The organism is Stieleria sedimenti (assembly GCF_025060895.1).
GTDB lineage: Bacteria > Planctomycetota > Planctomycetia > Pirellulales > Pirellulaceae > Stieleria > Stieleria sedimenti.
On record NZ_JANZKV010000107.1, the window covers coordinates 10,507 to 32,291 of the forward strand.

Below are 21,785 nucleotides of genomic sequence, written 5' to 3' on the forward strand. Positions count from 1 at the left end.
AGCTGAACCCCACGATGTGCACGGAGGCCATCTCATGCGACACGCATTTGACGTTCGACAAAGCGTTTCTTTTCGCACTCTCCTTGACGATGACTCGGTCAACAAAGAGCTGGTTCCGCTGTCCAAGGTGTCCGTTATGGGGGCCCCGCCGATGACGTCGATGACCGTGGAAAGTTATTCGGTAGAAGACGATTCGTCGGCGACACCGATGATGCTGGCCGCGTTGTTTCCCGAGGCCAAGTTTTTTGGATGCGAGGATCTTGGGGTTTCGAATGTTGTCGAAGTCGCCTCGGATTGTGATCAAGGCGATGTGGTGCTGTATCGGATCGGTGAAGGCGATCCGAACGAATTGATTTCGGTGGCGTTGGCTCGCGGAGCGGGTGGCATTCTGACCGAACAACTGTTGCCGTGTCCGCTGCCCCAATGCATCGTCGGCAGCGTCGATCATGCCCTGGCCCGAATCGCTGCGGCCAAGCACGGTCAGCCGGATCGGACCTTGTTGACCGTCGGCGTCCTCGGTCATAGCGGCAAAACATCGACGTGTTTGTTGGCGGCAACGTTGACCAAGGCGTTGGGAATTCGCACCGCCTACCAATGTGATCTCGGGTCCAGCGACGGCGTGGTCAACGAAACATCATCACGACGGCTGTGTTACGGTTCCGAGTTGATCGAGTGGATTGCCGAGTCGAGCGACTGCCTCAGCCGTATCGCGATCATCGAGATCGATGAAACCGCCGCCCGCGACGGGCACTACGACTCGATGCAGTTTGATGTGCTGATGGTGACCGGGAAACGCGAGTTATCCGAAGACTTTGGACCCTGTGGGTTGCAATGTCTGTTAGAACAACTGACGCCGACGGGAATCGTGATCGCCCCCGGAGACGACACCAAGACGGTTCGATTGTTGGACGAGGCGCGTTGCAAGCCGATCTTTTATGGCACATCGACCGACAGTGAGTTTGGTGCGATCATGATCGATCAATCCGGTGGCATGGCGACGCTGATGCTGACCGCCGGAGACACCAGTGCGATGATGGAAACTCCGCTGTGCGGGATTTCGATGGCGTCGAACATCGCCGCCGCCGCCGCATTGGGATCGCTGCTGGGCCATTCGCCTCACGAGATCGCCAAGCACTTGTCGACGCTGCGATCGATTCCCGGCCGTGGTCAGCGATTGGTTGATTTTGGCCACGCCACGGTGGTGCTGGAAAGCGGCGGGACGCTGGATCGTGTGACCGAGGCGTTGCGGACGGCCAAGGCCGCGGGGGCTGGTGGTCGAGTCTGGTGCGTCTTGGCGATCGGTGAAGCCGACGACGACGATCTGCTGGCCAGCTACGGACATGCGATCGAACGCTTCGCACATCACTGCGTCGTCACGTCGCGTCCCAACCAATCCGGTTCGTTTCTGCAGCGTTCCCACCAACTGTTGGACGGAGTGAAAGAGTGCGCCGCGATCCGCTTGGTCGCCGATCAAGACAAGGCCATTGAGTGGGCGATCGAGTCCTCGCGAGCGCGTGACACGATCGTCGTGATCACCAACCAACGGGTTCAATCGGCGCACGAATCCCGAACCGAGATCGACCGACTGACGCGTCTGGTCGATGCCGCCCGATCCAAACAGGACGCCGAAGAGGAAGCTGCGTCGGGAGCCGATCACGCCGCGGACGTCGGTGCACCGATCAAGCTGAAACTGTTTCGCTAGAACTTCCAGCGGTATTCCATCCGCGTGCCGTACACGTCGTCATCGCCTTCTCGCCAGCCGTGCATCACGTCGAACCGCAGCAGCGTCGCATTGGAGATCGGGAATTGATACCGGGCGCCGATCGCGTATTGATCACCGCGCGCGATTGCTCGGTCGCCGTGTGGCGTCAGGTAGCTCAGTTCAAGCAACAGCTGTCGGTCCAAGTCATCGCCGATCAAATCGACGCCGATCGAACCGCCGGCCGTGTCGGCGGCGGACGTGTCCAGCGTGGCAAAACCGTTCAGTCCGTCGGTATCGAAGTTGATTCCCGTGTTGCGCAAGATGCCGCCGGAGATTCCGGCGCGGGCGACCGATTGCGGCCGGTCCCAACCGTAGAAAACGTTGGCATAGGGAACCACGGTCAACGGTGCGGCCGTGATCCAACTGTTTTCAACCAGCAACAGTCCGCCGTCGGCCGTTCGATCAGCCCTCACGCGGTCCTGCCCGGCATTGACGATCACACGCACGCTGTTACTGATTCGATCAAAGTACCGCCGCGTAAAACTGAACGTCGCGTTGTGGTAGCTGAGTGAATCATCGTTGCGGTGATTCAAGTACGCGTAGCCCGTCTCGATGTAGCCGCCATAGGCTTCGATGAACCAGGCGGTTCCGAACGCTTGTGCGTCGCTGTTGTCGGCAAACGCGGGGCTGTTGAGTTGATCGAACACGGCAAAGAAGCTGACGTCAAAGTTTGCCCAGTTGAGCAGACGGCTGTGTTTGGCCGGCAACGCAAACGCGATGCCGCTGACGGCGTCTTCCATCCAAATGCCGTTCTGGAACAACAGCGGCATCAGTCCGGCCGAGATCGGCAACTCGAACGGCGAGGATTGATTGCCCAGTGCCCCGAGCATCACGCCAAGATCGCCTTCGAAGAATGCCGTCGCCGGGGTCAGGTTCATTTCGTTGCGGTAATGCAAATCACCGTCGATCACTTCCCAACGCGTGAATCGATTCTGTTTGTCCAAGGGGCCGACAAAGGCATGGAAGCGTTCGGTGTCGGTGATCTGGAAATCCAAATCCAAGTTCAAGCGATTGGCCCAGTTGTCGGCCCGCCCGCCGGCGTTGCGTCCCGCTTGGATGCCCGTTCGAAAGTCACCGTAGGCATAAAACTTGGGGCGAACCAGATTCATCGGACCGAATAGATCGCGTCCCCGCGGTGTGATCCCATCTCCGTACCAGACGCGCCCCCATTCGACCCAGGGATGCTGCGTCGGGACGTCGCGTTTCGCATCGTAGACCCAGGCTTCGCGGCCGGAATCGTGGTAGCAGGCATCGGGATCGAGTGGCATCGGAGAGAAATCCATGCCGGGATCGTGCAGCACGATCGGCGATGGTTCTGCGTGCGGAGACTGGGCCAGCGTTTCGGCCAGTGTCGTAGTTCGGGCGTGCGCGGTCGGTGATTGCGGCGGTGGTTCAACGACAGATCGATCGGCGTCGATCAGTGGTTCGTTGGTTGCAGCGGTGCCGGAAACCGCAGTGTCGCTGCCGAACAAGTCTGCAGGCAATGGCGGGAGTTGCGTCTCCGTCGTGGCTAGACGCTGCATCGCGATCTCTGGTTGTGGCTCGAATTGCGGCGTGATGTATCGATTCAGTGCGGCGGTGAATCGGTCCAGTCTCGATCCCGTTTGTGGCCGTGGTGCGGCATCAGCACGGCGTGTCGATTCGCCGACAGATTCGTCGGAAACGGCGGACGGATCCGTCGCGGCGGGTGGTTCGGCTGGTGCTTGAATCGTTTGCCGGTCCAGCGCCGCAAGCGTACGCCGAAGCACGCGGTCGAACTCAGGCGTCACCAACGGCGTGGCGTCCCGCAGAGCCGCCACGTCAGTCGTTGAATGAACCGGCGGCAGACGGCGAGGATGGTCCGCACCGATCGCGCACAGCGACAGCAGCGTCAACCCGAACAAGTATCGTTTTGATTTCTTCATCAGCGCACCCAAAACGTGTGACTCGAGGGGTGCAAGTCCAGCGTGTTTTCGAGCATGCGGTGAATCATGTCCGGCGTGCTGTCGATTTGACGCATGAAGTAAATCGGTTCGGTTCGGTTTCGCATCCGCACGCTCAAGCGATACGGACCTTTCTTCGTCATCACGTCGGCGGGAATCGAGTAGCGGGCCGTTCGTGAATCGAGCGGCGCAATCGAGTGGGCTTCCATTCGGATCAAGGGCGGGTGGTTCAGCACCGAAACGGGAACGGCACCGGGGCGTAAGAATACCAGTTGGTCGAGGGAGAAATTCAGCGGCAACGCGGCTTCGCGGTCCGTCCCACGAACGTTGTTGATCAGAAATTTGGTTTGCAGGTTGAACAGGTCTTTGTCGCGTCGAACGCGGTGCGTCGCGACATCGACCGAGTGCATGTCGGCCAGGTCGCCGTGTCGATCCAGATAACCGCTTTCCCAAACTCGACAGCCGTCGGGATCGATCAGCGCGACGTTCAGCCAAAGTTGCGGTTGAGCCCCCAGGGAACCCGTCGGCAGATTGTGCCCTTCGCTGATGTTGGAAACCGTGTAGCTGAATTTCAAGCGACGTCCGGCGGTCGGCTCGTGTTCAAAGTGCGGGCCTTCGATCTTGAGTCCGCCCTCCATGGTTGCGATGGATCCGGCGCGTTTTTCGGAGAGCTTGGCAAGGTTGGCGTCGATGATCTTGCGTCCGTCGCGTCGATCGTCGGCGGTGTCCCATGGTTCGGGGAATGTCATCGCTGCTGTCACCGAATTTTCGAATGCGTCGGTTCCCCAACCGGCTCGATAGTCGAACGCCAGCCACTCACGTGGCGTGTATTGCTTGGCTTTAGGATGGTGCGGAAAGATCCCTGGGTGGGCGATCGAGAGGCCTGGGCCCCAAAACACGTGGTTGGACTGTTTGCGTTTTTCGCCGAACGGCTTGTTGCCCAGGTGGGCCACAAAGTCGCTCTGATAGCCATGTGGTTTGCCGGGCACTGCACCCATGTGACAGTCCTGGCAGCTGACACCGCGTTTGGCAGCGGGCCCGCTTCGATACTGTGCGTGAACGACTTCCAGCCAGATGCCCGGGTGGACAGCGACCTGGTGGCAGGACACACACACGTCGCTGTTGGTCAGAGGTTTAAAGAACCGACCCTGCAAGTGAATCGCTTGTCCCGGGCCGGTGTCCTCGGGCGAAAGTTTCAGTTTCAACGCATCGGCATCGGCGATCGCTTCACGAACGCCCGCTCCGCCGCGTCCGCCGTAGACCGGGGCGTGGATGTTGCCGGGGACGATTCGGCGGTCCCCGTTGCTGCGCCAGTAGTGTTCGTTGATGCGGTGGCAGGCGATGCAGGTGACGCCTTCGCGGACCACCGGTGGTGCATCGAGCACGCTCGTCCAGCGGGGGATTTTTAGTTGGGTTTGGACCGGAGAATGACAGCGGTTGCAAAAGCTGCCCACCGTGCCCTCGGTGAGTTCCGTCATCGCTTGTTCGAACCGATTGAACATCGGCGAGACAGTGGCGTAGGCGTGGCCACTGCCCCTCCATTGTTCGTATTGAACGGGGTGGCAGGCACGACAGGATTCCGCCGAGGGGTAGCAATCTTCGGTCCAGAGGTCGTCGTGGGGATCACGCCGGGCGGTGGCGTCGCGGTCGGAGACCGGTCCGAGACCGGCCAACGGATCCGCTGATGAGTGGTCCAGCAAATCATCTTGCAGTCCACCACCGAGCAAATCATCGCCGAGCAAATCGTCGCCGAGCAAATCGTCGCCGAGCAAATCGTCGCCGAGCAAATCGTCACCGCTCTCGTTCAGCAGATCGTTTGCCGCTGGCGTTTCAGGCTGGGCTCGTGCTGCGATCCGCAGCGCGTTGCGCAATTGGTCAACCGACGGCGGAGCCTGCGTGCCGCGATCGGGGGCGGGTGCGATGCGGTGGAGTTGGTAAAACGATTCTGGATTCCAGGCCGCGGGGTGGGTGGAGCGTTGCGGGGGCTGCCATGACTCCCGCCATGAATCTCTGTCGCTCGGATGCGACCAAGACTGCGGGATCGACTGCTGCGCCGTCGCGGGGGCTGGGCGGAGCGTCAAGATCATGGTGATGGATGCCACCAGAACGATGGTGTTGGCTTGCATTGCCCGCCTGTCCGGAGCTCGGAAGAATCAAAACGGGGCCGGTCGACTGCCACCGGCCTGACTCTTCGATTCGTCCTGATACCACCGTTGCATCCGGTCGGACTGTCATAGCTGGTTCAAAATTCCTAATCAGAACAGCTTATTGAGGAAAAACCCTCCGCGTGGTCACTCCGGGTCACGTTGTCCGTGATTTTTCGAGCTAGCGTTCAGTGTTCGCGCAGTCGGCGCGGAAGCTAATCAGACCGGACTGGTTCTCAGTCCAATCCCGGCAGACCCTCTCACAACGGTTGTCAGAACGATGCCAGCGTATTCCTACAAGACCTTGCCCACCGAGGGGCAAGCGAAAACGTATCGATGCAAAGTGGTCGGAGACAGCTCCGCAACACTCCAGGTGGGCCGCAAGTCAATCAAAGTCTTCGTTCGTGAAACATCCGGTGGCGGTTTCACACTAGGACTTGACCCAAAACTGGCAAAAAAGATCAAGTCCGGCAAAAGCTACGACCTCCGCTACGAGGGGCGTCGCATTCAAGTCATCGCCGAAACGTTCGTCGAAACGGTTCAGGGGGAGGCTCGATTGCAAGTCGGCACGATCCATGAATACGAACCGAAAGAGCGCTGGGCATTTCGTCTCCCCTTTACCAAAGGTTCTCGCGTGATCGGATATGACTCTGGCATCAATAGTGGTGCAGCCTACGGTGGTTTCGTGTTGGTGCTGTTTTGCGTCATGTCACTGCCCGGCGTCGGCGACCGACTCGGCACCGCACCTCGAATCGAATCGGCCCTCGTGTTGATGAGCAAGAATATTACCGACGTGGTGCACGCAATCCGCCACTAACCGGCAAATCTTTCCTAAAGCCTCTCGTCGTCGCAACCGATACAAATGGTGTTCGCATCCGCGGACGCCATTTTTTTATGCGCCCTGGCCGTCGAACTGACACCGGCACCTGGGCTGACACTCTATCCCGCTGTGAAGTGGTGAACGAGAGCAACACGATGAGAGCTGACCGCAAACCAGACGAGCGACTGAGTGGTGTTTCACGCACGCTGATGGGGCTAGCGCTGCTCAGCTTCGCCGTGGCATCCGGCAGCGGTTGCCGACTGTGTTGCGACCGCGAGGACCAGGCCTATTCAGCCTATGGTGGCAGTTGGGAACGGACGCAGCGTGATTCGGGACGCGTCGGCAGCCTGTTCGATCCCGGCGGTGCTCGGGTCGGAGACGTTTCACCTCGCGACTCGGGGCGTGACGAGATCGAAGCGCGCGAGCGGGTCGCACCGCTCGGTGGCGTCAAATCCAGGGGCTCCGACGGCGACCCGACGCCTGAACCGCCCCGGCCCGAGAAAAAGTCGGAAGAGGAAACCGAGCAGGAATTTCAGGAGCGATTGAAACGGTTCCAGGAAGAGAAAATGCTTAACGCGAGCATCGTCCCTGGTGAGCCGTCGCCGCCCGAGTTTCGCTAACCCGCCTCGTGCTCCGTCAACTTTTCGATTGAAAACGCACTCGCCGACGATGCGACCGTCGTGGCCGCGTGTTTACGGTTCGTCGACCAGTACGACGTCATCGGGCAGGGGCAGCATCCCGTGCCGGGTCAAACGGTCCAATTCACGGTAGCGGATACGCACGTAGTCGGTCGTGTTGTTCAAGGCCTGCTTCATCCCGGCTTCGATCAACGATTGGACTTTGGCGTTTTCAATCTTGCCGCCGCGTCCCGCCACCGAAGAAAGCGGTACCCGCATGACTTCCAGTGCTTTGACGGCATCGAGAAAGTGTTTTTCGATCCGCGGATCGGAGGAGATCCGGACATGATCGAACTCGTGGCGAACCACACGGTCGTCCCAAAACCGATCTTCCGATGGCGGAGAACGCAACCAGACATCGTGTGTTGAAATTAATTTGATAGAGCGAAAGCGCACACGAATCGACACCATCGTTTGACTGAGTGCATTTCGTCGGCTTTCGATCTGCCATCGCGCGCGGCTGTCGTAGCGATAACGAAACGTGAACCGTGTCTCACCGGCCAAGCGTTGACCGACGGGTAACGATGCCGCATCGCTGGTCGGCTGACCGCCGGTGATCAATCGCACGGTTCCGCTGCGAATCAACGCGGCGACTTCGGGTGTCGGCTTGGGCAGTTCAGCGAGTCGAATTTCAACGCTGCCGTCGTCTCGGTCTCCACCCCGATCGGGCGTATCGCTTTGGCCCATCGCCGGCGCAATGCAGTTCAGTGACGAAACCAACATGCCAACCATGCAAGCCAGCCGAAGTTTCGATGATGAAGGGTCACGAGGTGACGGATGCATGGGATGCTCCGGTTCTTCGGTATCGCATGCCAAGCGTCTGCACCGGTGAGTTTGGAAGTTGCGAAGCGTTGCTTTGGATGTGATTTGGCACATTCGCTCGCGCGTCCTGGCTTGTAAGGGAAATTGCAATTTCAAATGTCACGCCTTTGGCGGCGCTGCCGCGGCCAGCCGGCGGATACAACCGCGTCGCGTCACGCATCGCATCAACCCGTCGTTCCCGAGTGTTGCCGAAACGGTTCACCAGCGCAAAAACCGAGTCAGCATTTCGATCCCCGGCTGGGTGAGAAAGCTTTCCGGATGAAACTGCCATCCCTCCAGTTGAAAGGTCTTGTGGCGGACACCCATGATTTGGCGTTGTCCCCCGGTGTCGGTCCAGGCGGCGACTTCCAAACAGTCGGGCATCGTTTCGGGGTCGATCACCAAGCTATGGTATCGCGTGGCGACGAACGGGTTGCGAAGGCCTTCGAACAGCCCTTTGTCGTCGTGATAAATTTCGTCCGTCTTGCCGTGCATCAGTTGCGGGGCGCGAATGATGGTTGCCCCGAACGCTTGGCCGATCGATTGATGTCCGAGGCAGACGCCCAACAGGGGCACCTTGCCGGCGAAGCGTTGAATGCACTCGACGCTGACGCCGGCTTCGTTTGGCGTGCAGGGGCCTGGCGAAACCAAGATCCGATCCGGGGACAGCGATTCCATTTCGTCAACCGAGATTTCGTCATTGCGAAAGACACGCAGCTTCGTCGTCGGGTCGATCTCGCCCAGTCGTTGCACGAGATTGTAGGTGAATGAATCGTAGTTATCGATGACGATGACCATGCGGAAACCAGGTAACAACGGGGCTGTCTGTCAATGGGAATCTGAACACGATTGGACAAAATGCAAATCTTTCATTTTGGAGCGATAAACGCTCTTCTGTCTTGTTCGCGAGAGCATCTATAATGACGTCCATCAGGCGATTTGCCGAGAGCCTGACTCGTCACTTCGAATCGGAAAAGAGACGAAACGCTCGGCGGTTTGCGACCTCGGGTCGCGCGTTATCGTAATCTGTTGTCCATTGTCGGCAGAATCGGACCGTAGCAAAGTGGGGGCGTTGTCCCGGATTTGCTGTCGGTCTCTGCCCCCTTATCATTCGTCGATCCCGGAATTCCGCCAGTGCTCTCGGTTCGCCCCAAAGTCGCCGAACTCGCCTTTCACGTTTTCAGCCGGTCGCTCCACCCCGAGCTTTACCGAGTGCATCGCACCCGCCGAATTGAGCGAAGTGCGTATCACGCGCAAGTCAATATCACCAATTGCGGACACGTGATCACCTGGAACACGACCGGCAAAACGCCGGTGACCGTGTGTGAAGTCGCGACCAGCGCCCACCAACCCCTGCCGACCAAACGCTGCCTGATCAGCCATTCACTCAAGGGCAGTCGGACCGACAAGGCCGATTTCCATTCCGGAGTCGGCTATCGAACCCATTTTCAGTTGGAACCTGTCGCGCCCGATATGTTCTTCATGGTGCAGCAGCAACTTTCCAAGCAGCCCACCGAAGGCCTGTTGCACACCTTCGACGCCAGCGGCAGGATGTCGCTCGGCGCACTCAGCTATGTCAACATTGAGACACGCCAACGCTCGATGTTGGTTCAGGCGATTCACACCTTTCCCGACGATTATGCGATCGTGAAAGTTGAATCGCTGTTCTCATTGCCCGACGCGTGATGTTGCCAGCGTAGGGGAAGCTTACGCCGCGGATCGCAAGCTGGAAGCTTACGCCACGGTTCGCAAGCTGGAAGCGTACGCCACGGATCGCAAGCTGGAAGCGTACGCCACGGTTCGCAAGCTGGAAGCGTACGCCACGTTGGGGTTGAATTGGATAACGCACTTGTTTCGCGATTTGTCGGCGTTGTTGATCTGCAAGCGGGGCTCGCGGTCCACGGTGTCGGCGGGCAGCGGGATCTGTATCGGCCCGTGTCGACGTTTCAAGCCGCCGACATGTCGTCCCTTCGAATCGACGGAGATGTGTGTCGTTTGATCGACGGTTACCACGGCGTCGGCATCGGTTCTCTCTACGTCGCCGATCTGGATGGCATCCGGTGTGGCCGTTGGCAGCAGTCGCTGATCGAAGCGATCGTCGATCGCGCTGAAGCGGCCGATGATTCGGATCGCCGCGGGGCCGTTTTCTTGGACCTGGGGTTGCGTGCCGCGGTCACCTCGCAGCGTTGGAACTGGGTCGAGTCACTGGTTCGAAATCACCCACGTGTTGTCGTGATCCTGGCGACCGAATGCGCAGACGACGTGTCGTTGTTGGACGACACTCTGTCGCGCGTGCCGCGGGACCAAGTTGCCGTCAGCTTTGACTACCAAGGCGGACGCTGGTTGTCCGCGTCGACTTCGGAAACGGCTTGGTTGGAAGCCTGTCGCCGGGCCGCGATCGCCACGGTGGTCGGACTGGATCTGGCCTCTGTCGGGGGCACGTCGATCGAGCGTACACTGGAGTTGTGCAAGCGGATTCGGCGTCAATTGCCACAGCCGCGTTATGTCACCGGCGGCGGGGTTCGCAGTGCCGACGATGCGCAGTGTTTGCTCGATGCCGGCGCCGATCAATTGCTCGTCGCCAGTCTGTTCGCCGAGTGAACGTCACGGTTGACGCACCGCTAGCGGCGTCGCTTGACTTTCTTGTGCATCGGATTGAGCCGTTTCCGCATCGGGTCGGCTTCTTTCTTCTCCGGTTCGGCCGGTTTCTCGGGGGCTTCGAATCCGGGGATCGAGTCGCGGATCAGCAGTTTGTTGATCCGCTGTTCGATGCTGGTCAGAAAATCGCCTTGGCCGGGAACGATGAATGTGAACGCCACGCCGTCGCGGCCCATGCGTCCTGTCCGCCCGACACGGTGGACGTAGTCGTCGCTGTCTTCGGGGACGTCGTAGTTGATGATGTGTGAAATCGTGCTGATGTCGATGCCGCGTCCGACGACATCGGTGGCGACCAGGATCTCCAGGTCACGATCTCGCAAGCGTTGCAGAACCCGATCGCGTTCACGCTGAGCCATGTCACCGTGCATGGCGGCACAGGAGTGATGTTCTTTGCTGATCGCGCGATACAAACGATCGGTGCCGCGCTTGGTGCGACAGAAGATAATCGCCTGCTTCGGCTTCTCCCGCTTCAACAACTCGACCAACAGGTCCTGCTTGCGTTCTTGCGAAACCGTGAAGTAGTGCTGCTCGATCGTTTCGACCGACATCTCATTTTTGCAGCAGTCGATCACGATCGGGTCGACCATGTAGGATTCGGCCAGTCGTTGGACCGTCGGAGGCAACGTTGCCGAGAGCAGCAGGGTTTGGCGATCCCGTGGGCACTTGCGTAAGATGCGTTCGATCTGGGGCCGAAATCCGATGTCCAGCATCCGGTCGGCTTCGTCGAGCACGACGCACCAGACGTCTTTGGTGCGTAGGGACCGTCGCTGCAGGTGGTCGTGCAGTCGCCCGGGAGTGCCGACGACGATCTGCACGCCGTTTTCCAGTTGTCGCAGTTGGGTGCGGATGTTTTTGCCGCCGGCCAGCACTGCGATTTCGGTGTGGACGCCGGCTGCCAATCGCTGCGCCTCGCGGCCGACCTGATCGGCCAGCTCTCGCGTGGGGACGACGACGATGGCTTGCGGGTCGCGGCAGTCTTCGAGTGAATCGAGCTGCTCAAGAATCGGGATCGAAAACGCGGCGGTTTTACCGGTCCCGGTGCGGGCTTGGCCGATCACGTCGAGCCCCTGAAGGGCCAAGGGGATCAGTTCCGATTGAATCGGGGAAGGTTTTTCGAAGCCGGCTTTTGCGAGCGCGCGGCGCATCACCGGGGACAGGTCCAGGTCGTCGAAACTGGCTTCAGCAGGATCGAGGGTTTCCATTTGATTTGCGTTCATGCCGCTAGCATAGCGACAACGCGCGTTTTCCACTACGACAGCTCGTCAACCTCGGGGCAACCAATTTGCCGAGGCGACGGATTGTTCCAGCCGAACGCGTCCCTGACACCGCATTTCTTCTTCGGCAGCCGCCAGCCGGATGTGAACCATCACATCGTTACCCTCGGGCACCCGGTCCTGCCAGGCGATGGGGATGTGGATCCCATCGATGGGGGCCTGTCGTACCATGTCGCGGACCTGCTCGGGGGTGAAATCCCAGCGTCCGATCCGTGCTTCGTCTGTGTCGTCGTTGGGTTCCAGCACCACGACGGTCAGATCCGCGTCGACGTCGAAGTTTGCCAGTGACAGTGATCGGCCTTTCTCGTCGACGACCGTCACGATCAGGAACAGCCCGTCGATGTCGGCGTCTTGGTCAAATTGATGCCCGCCGGACAGGCCGTCGTGCAACTCCAGTCGGTCCGGGATCGAGAGCGGTTCGGTCGTGGGAGGTTCGAACCCCATCGTTTTGGCGTCGTCAGGATTCTTTACCTTTCCCGGCGGCGATTCGGGGTCGTCGTCGGGTGGCAGTGGCGGGCCGGGAATGATTTGTTCGTCCATCAATTCGCCCTCTCCGGGCGGAATGAGCTCGGCCGGAGGGGGAAGCTCCAGGATCGGGCCTTCCGATTCGGTCGGCTTCGGAGTTGGGGGCGTCTCGGTCGGCATGCCCAGGCCTTCTTTGGGCGGGCCTTCTTTGGGCGGGTCGACCAACGGCAGGGGCGAATCAGGCGTCTTGGGGGCGTCTCGGTCCGGTACTTTTTCGATCGCCGGGGGCAGCGGCAGGCCCGACCCGGCAGCAGGCTCCGGCGTCGGTTCCGGCGTCGGCGATTCGCTTGCCGACGGTTCGGTCTGGTCAGGCGTGGACGGTGGAGCCGGTTCGGCCATACTCGGCGAATTCAAGTCCAAGATCTCGTAGTCATCCGGTGTCGTCGGGCGCTGATCGTCCGAGGCGTGCGGCGGACTTTGGTTCAGGATGCGTTCTTGGGGAACGCGGTCGGAGCGCCCTTCCGGGTCGAGGTCTTCGTTGCGAGACCGCTCCAATTCGTCGCGGAGCACGCGGTTCTGGTAGTCGGCGTCATAAAGCTGGTCTTCCAGCACACGAATCTCGTTGGCCATTTTGGCGCGATACACGTCTTCGTGGGCACGGCCGCGGCAGCCTGCTGTCGAGCCGATCAGGCAGCAGATCGCAAGCAACGCGACGGGGCAGAGCGCAGCGCGGTTGCTAGCATCCCAGGCGTCTTTGGGAAGCCCGGAGTGTCGCAAGACAGGAACGAAGTCGGCCGGTCGCGCTGTCACAAGGATCTTTGAAAAAGTCAGATGATTGGTTGAAGAAACGACAGCGAACGGCCGGTGCACCGGTTCGCTGTGTGTCGAGTACCAATCTGAGGGCGGTCAGGTCAAGTGTTCCTGTTGTTTCAGGTTTCAAGTTTCAAGTTTCAAGTTTCAAGTTTCAACTTTCAAGTTTCAAGTTTCAGGTTGTCTCATTGGTCGCATTCGTCCTCTTCGTCCTATTACACCTCGATGGGACCGATGGGACCGATGGGACCGATGGGACCGATGGGACCGATGGGACCGATGGGACCGATGGGACCGATGGGACCCGGCCAGATAGCCGTGTTTGGCAAATTGTGACGGTTGCGCCGTGTTTGATGATTTTTCCGATTTTTCGGATTTTGCCTGTAGGAGACTTCGGGGGCTCGTCGATATCGCAACTGACAGGTCGTGCCCGCTGCGTGAAACGCGGCGGCACTCCGAAAACCCATGCTGCGTTTGGCCTCCCTTTGCCATGACGTCAGTCTTCCGCGAGCGTCGCGGATTCGGCCGCAGCCGGGTTTTACCCCCCCAGAGTCTCAAGTGGTGACGACCGTGCCTAACTTTCAATTCTCCCGCCCGCTCGCTGTCGCCTTGTTGGCAGCATTTTCGCTTAGCCCGCTCGGCGCACCGAGTGCCATCGCACAGACCTCCTCGGGCCAGCATCGCGATGACGTCGATGCGTCCGAGCATGTGCAGGCGGCCCGTGCCAGCTGGTCTCCCACCCGATCTTCTGCGGGCGTGAAAAAGCAAGTCCGGCGTCCGGCGAGTCAGCCTGCGGTGCAACCCAAGAACAGTCGCCACGCCCAGGCGGTGCGACCGACCCAGCGAACCTCGACCGGCAAACCGGCTTCGTCGGACGCCGCTACGGTGCATCCGTCGGGCGTCCGGCAAGCGGGACATCAAATCCCAACGCCTCCGCCGATGGAAGGCGAAATCATTTACGAATCCGCGATTGTCGACGGCTCATGCGACGCGATGGGAGCGAGCTGCGGTTGCGGTTCGGTCGGCTGTGACGGGATTGGTTGCGATTCGATGGGCAGCTGTGGGCCGAATTGCGGATGCAGCATGTGCGGCGAGCTTCCCAGTGGACGTGCTTGGCGACCGGCTATCACGCTCAGTCTTCCCCAAGACGGTTGGATTTCATTCGAAGGCCTCGGGATTTGGTCCGACGGGATGGAGTTGCCCGCACTGGTCACGCAATCACCCTCGGGAACCGATCAGGCTGACGCCGGAGTGTTGACACGAGGCACCACGACGACGCTGTTTGGCGGCCCCGGTCGGGACCTGTTCGAAGATTCACGTACCGGTTGGAGACTGAAGTTCGGATTCTGGTTGGATCGATGCCACACGTGGGGTGTCGGTGCGGACTATTTGGAACTCGATCGCGAAACCGAATCTTTCTCGGCCACCAGCACGGGCGACCCGGTCTTGGCTCGACCGTTCTTCAACACGCTGACCGGGCGAGAGGACGCCGAGCTGGTCGCGTTGAACAACGGTGCCGACATCCAGTTGACCGGGACGGTCGGCGTGACCGCTTACAGCGAACTTGCCGGTGGCAGCTTTTATCTGCGACGAATGATGTGCTGCGATGAAGGTTGCCGCCAATGGTTGTTCTGCGGATGTGCCGGACACTACTGCTCGCGATCGGAATTTCGAGTGGGATATCGATTCATGCAGCTCGATGAAGGGGTGGGCATCACCGAAGACCTGACCAACAACGGAACCTTCAACATTGGTGACTTCGATATCATGGATCAGTTTGATACCGAGAACCAATTCAACGGCATCGACCTCGCTTGGAACTACCGGATCACACGCGGTTATTGGACATGTGAAAGCCTCGTCCGGTTGGCGGTCGGCAACACGCGTCAAACGGTTCGCATCGCGGGCCAGACGGTGATCGTCGATCGCAACGACACGACCAATCAGACGACGGACACGTTCGACGCGGGTCTGTTGGCACTGGCGTCCAACAGTGGCACGCACCAACAAGATGAGTTCTCCGTGCTGCCGGAGTTGAATCTGACGCTGGGGTACCAGCTGACCGATCACTTCAAGGCGACGTTCGGATACACCGGAATCTACTGGTCCAACGTCGTCCGTCCGGGGCAACACATCCCGACGATGATTGACACCAATCAGTTGCCGCCGGCGATCACCGGTGCCAGCGATCCCCGTCCCCTGTTCGCCTTCGATACGACCGACTACTGGGCTCACGGCTTGACCTATGGCCTGGAGTACCGGTGGTAATCGTTAAAACCTGCAGCTGGGTGAATTCTTCTCCGCCTCGGGCCGATAGCAGCGATTGAGACTGGTCTCCCCCCGAACAATTGAACGCCGATCGCATTCAGGCAATGGATCATCCACGATTCTCGTATCGTGGCGATCGGCGTTCGGATCACCCGATTACAGGAACGTCCCCATGGTCTGGCAGCGAATGATTCAGCGACTGGTGCGTCGCAAGCATCGTTCAGATACCGAAACAAGAAGCAACAACCGTCGCGTGCTGCGGCACGAGTCATTGGTCAAACGCCAATTGCTGGCCGCTGATATTGGTGCAATCTCCGGTGTCGCGTTTACGGACCTGACCGGTGACGGTTTGACCGGCGATGATCCGCGTTTGGAAGGCGTGACGGTGGAGCTTTATCGCGACACCAACGCGAACAACACCTTCGATGCGGGAACGGACGTGTTGGTCGACACCGTGACGACCGACACCAGTGCAGACCCTGTGCCGGGGCAGTATCGATTCGACGACCTTTCGGTGGACACCTACTTCGTGGTCCAAGGTGCGGCGCCGGGTGACGTCGACGAGCCGTCGGCTCAACTGGTCGAAATCACCGCCGATGACGCCGATGGCGAAACCATCGTGACGATCGATGATTTCACCAGCGGCGCGCAAATCGCGACAGCCATCGCGACCCAGACGGTCGATCAAACCGTCTCGGCGGGGAATGCCTTGGGCGGATTCCGAGACGCCCGGCTGACTCATACCGGTGCTGCCGGCAACACGACGTTCCAAGTCGACACGGCCAACCAACTGATGAGTCTGAGCACCGGCGGCGGGGCGACGAGCGAAGTGACGGTCGAGTATGACGGGAACGATGGAGGCTTCGGGTTGACCGTGCCGCCCGGATTCTCGCCGATCTCATCGTTGGCAGGCGGAACCGCCGGTGGAGCCGTCCCGACCAATACCGGGATTGAAATCGTCGGTCGTGGGGCCAACCAAGCAGAATCGATGATCGTGACCGTCATCACGTCGGCAACCGAAGGGTCGGAGATCACCATTCCGATCCAGCAGAACGCGACGCTGCAGTCCGTCTTCGTCCAGTTCGACGATGCCGGTTGGGGAATCATCGCGAGCGAGCCCGGTTTCACCGCGCCGGCCGACTTCAATAGCATCATCGCAATCCGCGCCCAAGCCGTCGTCACCAACGCCGACAACGACATCTTCTTTTCCGTCGTCGAATCGCGAGGACCAGCCCCGGTCACCACCAATCTGCAGAACACGCAGTTGTTGACCCTCGGCGGTACCGTCTTCTCCGATTTCGGCGGTGGAGCGGACACGAACGACGGCGAACTTGATGGCGGCGAAACGGGTGTGTCCGGAGTCACCGTCGAACTGTACGCCGATCCCGGCGGCGGTGGCGCCATCGACCCGAGCACGCAGACCGCCGTCGCAACCACAACGACTGACGGCAACGGCGACTATTCCTTCGCCCAACTCTCCGCCGGCAACTACCTCGTGGTCATTCCCGAGTCCGAGTTGGGAACCGGGCAATCTTTGTTCGGCCACATTTCCAGTACCGGAAACGATCCGGCAGCGGATCCGGATGACGACGTCAGTGGCGACGACAACGGAACCCTGGTCGCGGGCGTCGGAATCGTCACCGGCGAAATCACCTTGGTCGCCGGCGCCGAACCCACTGATGACGGCGATACCGATTCCAGCACCAATCTGTCTGTGGATTTCGGTGTCGTTCCGACGATCGATCTGGCGATCACCAAGACGCTTGACTCCGCCGCCTCGACCTTGCAAAGCGGTGGAGAAGCGTTTTTCGACATCGCCTTCCAAAACAACGGCCCGCTCGATGCGACCACCGTGGTGATCGAGGACTTGATTCCCACCGGGATGACGATCAATCAGGCCAATTCGAACTTTGGTAGCTACACCCCGACGATCAACGGCCAGGATCTGAGCGTCGCGATCGGCACGCTGACCGCCGGTGCAAGCGATACCATTCGGATCGCCGTCGACATCGACACCGAACAAACCGCAGATTTGACCAACACCGCGACGATCAGCGGCGACCAGGTTGAAACCGACGACACGAACAACTCCGATGACGCCGTGGCCGCATTGGTCACCACCGACCTGGCCATCACCAAGTCTGACAACACGACCGGATCGGTCGTCGCCGGAGAAGAATTCACGTACACCATCACGGTGACCAACAACGGTCCGGACACCGCGACGGGAATCACCGCAACGGACAATCTGCCCAGCGACCTGTCGTTCGTCAGTGCCACGTTCACCACCGGAAGCGGAACGGTGACCGAAAACCCGGCCGGTAGCGGCAGCCTGTCGATCAGCATCGATGATTTGGCCGCGTCCGCGACCGCGGTCATCGACGTCGTCGTGCTCGTCGCAGCCGACGCCGGTGATACCCTCGACAACACGGCCACCGTCGCCGGATCGCCCGACACCGATTCCGATCTGTCCAACAACACGGCGACCGAATCCACTCCTGTGGTTCGCAACGTGGATGTCGCCGTCACCAAGACCACGGCCGGGACCGCCGTTGCCGGTGAGTCCTTGAGCTACACCGTCGAAGTCACCAACAACGGTCCAGGCGTTGCCCGAGGCGTCGAGGTCGTCGATACGTTGGATTCACGTTTGACCTTCGATAGCTTCGATGCCGGAACATCGGGGGTCACGGTCACCGAGAATGGCCAGATCCTGACGTTTGATGTCGGCACGTTGACCAGCGGGCAAACCGAAACGTTTACCTTCGTCGTCGACATCGCCAGTTCGGCCACGGGCACATTGACCAATCAAGCCGACATCACGACTAGCGATATCGACACCGACGCAACCAACGACAGTGACGACGTCGACGTGGCGATCACCGTGGACACCGATTTGGTGATCACCAAAGACGTCGATGCGGCGACCGCGGTCCCAGGACAGGATACGTTGACCTACACGTTCACGATCTCCCACGATACCGACAGCGTCAGCGATTCCGGCGAAGTCACCTTCACCGACACGCTGCCGGCCGGTGTGACCGGGTTGACCATTGACGCACCCGATGCCACGTCGTCCGGGTTCGACACCGCTCAACAAACCGTGACCGTCGTTCACGATCCGATTCCAATCGGCGAGACCCGAACGTTCACCGTCACCGTGTCGGTCAACGAAGATGCGACGGGATCGATCGTCAACACCGGCAGCATCACCGTGGCCGGTGCGGAGTCGGACACCACCAACAACAGTGACACGGCGACGACCGATGTGACACCACAGTTCGATGTGACGCTGACCAAGTCCGCCGCAGACACGACGCCGGATCCGGGCAGCAACGTGACGTACACGATCGACGTGACCAACTCCGGACCGAGCACCGCCACCAACGTGGTTTTGACCGATGACGTGCCGACCGGATTGACGTTTGTCAGCGGATCCATCAACGGGCAAGCGGCAACGCTGTCGGGCAGCACGGTGACCTTTCCCGCTGTCTCGCTGGACGAAAACGAGACCTTGACCGCGACGTTGGTCTTCACCGTCGGTGTCGATGCCAGCGGGACGGTCACCAACACCGCCAGCGTCACCGCCGACACGGGCGAGACGGACACGACCAACAACTCGGCAACTGCCGCGATCACCGCGACACCGCAAGCCGATTTGACGGTCGAGAAAACGGTCGATGACGACATCGTCCAAACCGGAGATTCGCTGGTTTACACCGTCACGGTGACCAACAACGGTGTGTCCACGGCGTTCGGCTCGGTTGCGACCGATACGCTTCCGGCCGGCGTCACCTTCGTCAGCGGTACCGACCAAGACAACAATGCCTTGTCGGCCACAGGCGGCGTGGTGACCGTCGACGCCGGTGATCTCGCGCCCGGCGCGTCGTTCAGTTTCACCATCAATGCAACGGTTGATAGCACGGCAACTGGAAACCTGCAAAACGTCGTGGTTGTATCAACAACGACGAATGAATCGGACGATACCAATAACACCGACTCAGCGACCACGGCCGTCGATCCGATGATTCGGTCGATCCGCGGTTCGGTCTACTTTGATCGGGACAACGACGGTGTTTTTGATTCCGATGAAGTGGGCATCGAGGGTGTTCTGATTCGACTGACCGGAACCGACAGCTCCGGTGATGCGATTGCCGAACGCACCGTGTTGACCGACGCAAACGGCGATTACCAATTCACACAATTGGGAGCGGGAACCTACCAGGTCGAAGAGGTTCAGCCGGAAGATTTCCTCACAGGTCAGAACACCGTCGGCAGCGGAGCGACCGCCACCGTCGTCGACGACGTCTTCACCGATCTGGACCTCGGAATCGACGAAGACGCAACCGGTTTTAACTTTGGAGAACGAGCACAAGTGCTATCGAAACGACGCTTCCTCGCGTCCTCGTGATGACTGTCCCCGCGGAATGATTCTTCGTCTCGCACTTCGCCGGAGCCGGTGATGTAGCGAAATGCTGTAAGACGATCCGATCAACCGCGTCGACGCGACACGCTCACGCATTGGCGAGGAAGCTGCCAACGCACGGCCTTTCGGGGGGAAGGCCGTGCGTTTTTTTAATTGTGTCGACCCGGCTCCATTCCACCCCACATCATTCTGCCATCCCTGCCGCGAAATCGTCCGGCGAGCCTCGGAGCTCGTTTCCAGCCAACGCCCCGCGAGGTTGGCCCGAGCACAACGGGAACAGGTGGAGCAGGTCTCCGATCTCTAAAACCTTGCCCATGGAATCCTTCACGCGGAAGTCGGTTTCGCCCTCGGTCAACCGTTCAAGCAGTTCGTTCCGGTCCGTGGATTCGGCGAGATCGAGCACATCGCCGGTTTTCAACTGAATCGCTCGGGTGCAGGATGGGACAGTCGATCCGTAGGGCTGCTGAAAACTCTGCTTCAAATGCAGACGGTACAATTCAACCGCCAATCGGCAGGCATCTTCATTGGCACCGATGACCTCGGACTGCAAGCGTCGTCGGTCCACCCGCCAACCGCACATCGCCGCAATGCAGAGGGCCATCAACAAAATGCTCGAAAGGCGGAACTGCATTCGGGTTGACTCCGTTTGATGTCCAGCAAGGCGACCGACGGCACACGCTGCTCCCTCTGCGTTGGTGCATGACTGAGTCTGCGATTCTAACGTATCGTTCCAATCGCCGTGGGGCATCCCGCGTTGTTCTGGTTGCTCAAGATTCGACCTGGGGCTGGCGAGATGTCGCCATGAAGCACAGCATCTGGTACAGCATCTCCACTTTGGGCATCGGGACCCCGGCGGCCTTTGCAGTGTCGATCGGCGTCTTGAGAATCTGCTGCAATTCCATCGGCCGCCCGGCCAAGTAGTCCAGCCGCATGCTGCTATCATAGGGCTTCATCGTTCGCGTGTGGTCGATCGTCTTTTCGACCCACGTCGAATCGATCGACGCACCGCAGGCGCCGGCCGCGCGATGGACCTCGGTGATGATGTCCCGAATCAGGTCGACCGATGATTCGTTGCCGATCAATTTGTCCGTCGATGCATCCAGCGCAACTGAAAGCCCGTTGAACGGGATGTTCCACATCAACTTTCGCCAACGCACCATGTTCAAGTCATCCGACGTTTGGACTTCGATTCCCGCCGCGCTCATCTCGGCACAAATCTGTTCGGCCTTGGACAACGTCTCCGGGGAGTTTTGATAGGGGCCGAAGACGATGCGTCCGTAGTCGATGTGGCGGATGTGACCCGGCCCGACTTTGTTGCTGCATAGAAAACAGCAACCGCCGAAAACGCGTGGGGCGCCGAGTCGTTCCGCGACGGATTGTTCGACGCCGAGTCCGTTCTGCAACACCAGCGCCACGCCGCCTTGCGAAGTCGGCTGGGCCAGCAGCGATGGCAGCAGATGATTGTTGACCGTTTTTAAACCGATCAACGTGACGTCGCAGGCCGGGATGGTCTCGATCGACGCGTGCGCGTTGACCTGGGGCAGGTCGAAATCGCCCCAGTGGCTTTCGATCTTCCATCCGTGCTCGCGGACGTGTTCGTAATCGGAGTGCAACAGAAAATGAACGTCGTGCCCGGCCCGGGCGAGCATCGCCCCGTACAGTCCTCCGACGGCGCCCGACCCGAGAATCGCATAGCTTTGTTTGATCATCGTGATTGATTTGGTAGTGGGATCGCGAATGACGCGGTGGGCTCAACTTACG

At 59.9% G+C, this 21,785-nt stretch carries 15 protein-coding genes; 7 read left to right on the forward strand and 8 right to left on the reverse strand.

Features of this window, described 5'->3' with window-relative positions; all coding sequences use genetic code 11:
- Positions 1-34: 34 nt before the first annotated feature.
- On the forward strand, positions 35-1,702 hold the full coding sequence (locus NZK35_RS15065; protein ID WP_259633362.1) for a glutamate ligase domain-containing protein: 1,668 nt from the start codon (positions 35-37) through the stop codon (positions 1,700-1,702).
- Here NZK35_RS15065 and NZK35_RS15070 read toward each other — a convergent pair.
- Positions 1,699-3,666 (reverse strand): hypothetical protein, encoded by a 1,968-nt coding sequence (locus NZK35_RS15070; protein WP_259633363.1) that lies wholly within the window; start codon positions 3,664-3,666, stop codon positions 1,699-1,701. The two genes, NZK35_RS15065 and NZK35_RS15070, sit on opposite strands and share 4 nt — an antisense overlap.
- The gene (locus tag NZK35_RS15075; RefSeq protein WP_259633364.1) at positions 3,666-5,810 is read right to left on the reverse strand and encodes a cytochrome c family protein; all 2,145 of its coding nucleotides are present in this window, start codon (positions 5,808-5,810) and stop codon (positions 3,666-3,668) included. Before NZK35_RS15075 ends, NZK35_RS15070 begins: the two co-directional genes overlap by 1 nt.
- Positions 5,811-6,108: 298 nt before the next feature.
- Here NZK35_RS15075 and NZK35_RS15080 point away from each other — a divergent pair, with 298 nt between their 5' ends.
- Together NZK35_RS15080 and NZK35_RS15085 are read left to right on the forward strand one after the other, a co-directional pair.
- Positions 6,109-6,645 (forward strand): hypothetical protein, encoded by a 537-nt coding sequence (locus tag NZK35_RS15080; RefSeq protein WP_259633365.1) that lies wholly within the window; start codon positions 6,109-6,111, stop codon positions 6,643-6,645.
- A gap of 158 nt (positions 6,646-6,803) precedes the next feature.
- Positions 6,804-7,268: a hypothetical protein gene (locus NZK35_RS15085; RefSeq protein WP_259633366.1), complete on the forward strand. Its 465-nt coding sequence runs from the start codon at positions 6,804-6,806 to the stop codon at positions 7,266-7,268.
- Between the two features lie 72 nt (positions 7,269-7,340).
- Here NZK35_RS15085 and NZK35_RS15090 read toward each other — a convergent pair whose 3' ends face one another.
- Positions 7,341-8,108: a DUF922 domain-containing Zn-dependent protease gene (locus NZK35_RS15090; RefSeq protein ID WP_259633367.1), complete on the reverse strand. Its 768-nt coding sequence runs from the start codon at positions 8,106-8,108 to the stop codon at positions 7,341-7,343.
- Positions 8,109-8,345: 237 nt separating this feature from the next.
- Positions 8,346-8,924 (reverse strand): anthranilate synthase component II, encoded by a 579-nt coding sequence (locus tag NZK35_RS15095; RefSeq protein ID WP_259633368.1) that lies wholly within the window; start codon positions 8,922-8,924, stop codon positions 8,346-8,348.
- A 336-nt stretch (positions 8,925-9,260) separates the two neighbouring features.
- On the opposite strand from NZK35_RS15095, the gene NZK35_RS15100 reads away from it, so the two are divergent.
- Positions 9,261-9,812 (forward strand): DUF2617 family protein, encoded by a 552-nt coding sequence (locus NZK35_RS15100; protein WP_259633369.1) that lies wholly within the window; start codon positions 9,261-9,263, stop codon positions 9,810-9,812.
- 150 nt (positions 9,813-9,962) lie between these two features.
- Positions 9,963-10,727, forward strand: coding sequence for a HisA/HisF-related TIM barrel protein (locus NZK35_RS15105; protein ID WP_259633370.1), 765 nt, complete (start codon positions 9,963-9,965; stop codon positions 10,725-10,727).
- Between the two features lie 20 nt (positions 10,728-10,747).
- Here the strand turns inward: NZK35_RS15105 and NZK35_RS15110 are convergent, their stop codons facing one another.
- Together NZK35_RS15110 and NZK35_RS15115 are read right to left on the reverse strand one after the other, a co-directional pair.
- Complete coding sequence (locus NZK35_RS15110; protein ID WP_259633371.1) at positions 10,748-12,001, reverse strand: DEAD/DEAH box helicase; 1,254 nt, start codon at positions 11,999-12,001, stop codon at positions 10,748-10,750.
- A gap of 45 nt (positions 12,002-12,046) precedes the next feature.
- On the reverse strand, positions 12,047-13,333 hold the full coding sequence (locus NZK35_RS15115; protein ID WP_259633372.1) for a hypothetical protein: 1,287 nt from the start codon (positions 13,331-13,333) through the stop codon (positions 12,047-12,049).
- A gap of 570 nt (positions 13,334-13,903) precedes the next feature.
- Here NZK35_RS15115 and NZK35_RS15120 point away from each other — a divergent pair.
- Positions 13,904-15,601 (forward strand): BBP7 family outer membrane beta-barrel protein, encoded by a 1,698-nt coding sequence (locus NZK35_RS15120; protein WP_259633373.1) that lies wholly within the window; start codon positions 13,904-13,906, stop codon positions 15,599-15,601.
- Between the two features lie 172 nt (positions 15,602-15,773).
- Positions 15,774-20,009 carry an SdrD B-like domain-containing protein gene (locus NZK35_RS15125; protein ID WP_259633374.1) on the forward strand — a complete coding sequence of 1,412 codons (4,236 nt, stop codon included), beginning with the start codon at positions 15,774-15,776 and terminating at the stop codon, positions 20,007-20,009.
- Positions 20,010-20,208: 199 nt separating this feature from the next.
- Here the strand turns inward: NZK35_RS15125 and NZK35_RS15130 are convergent, their stop codons facing one another.
- Both NZK35_RS15130 and NZK35_RS15135 read right to left on the reverse strand, forming a co-directional pair.
- On the reverse strand, positions 20,209-20,655 hold the full coding sequence (locus NZK35_RS15130; protein WP_259633375.1) for a hypothetical protein: 447 nt from the start codon (positions 20,653-20,655) through the stop codon (positions 20,209-20,211).
- 136 nt (positions 20,656-20,791) lie between these two features.
- On the reverse strand, positions 20,792-21,733 hold the full coding sequence (locus NZK35_RS15135; RefSeq protein ID WP_259633376.1) for a putative 2-dehydropantoate 2-reductase: 942 nt from the start codon (positions 21,731-21,733) through the stop codon (positions 20,792-20,794).
- Positions 21,734-21,785: the final 52 nt, after the last annotated feature.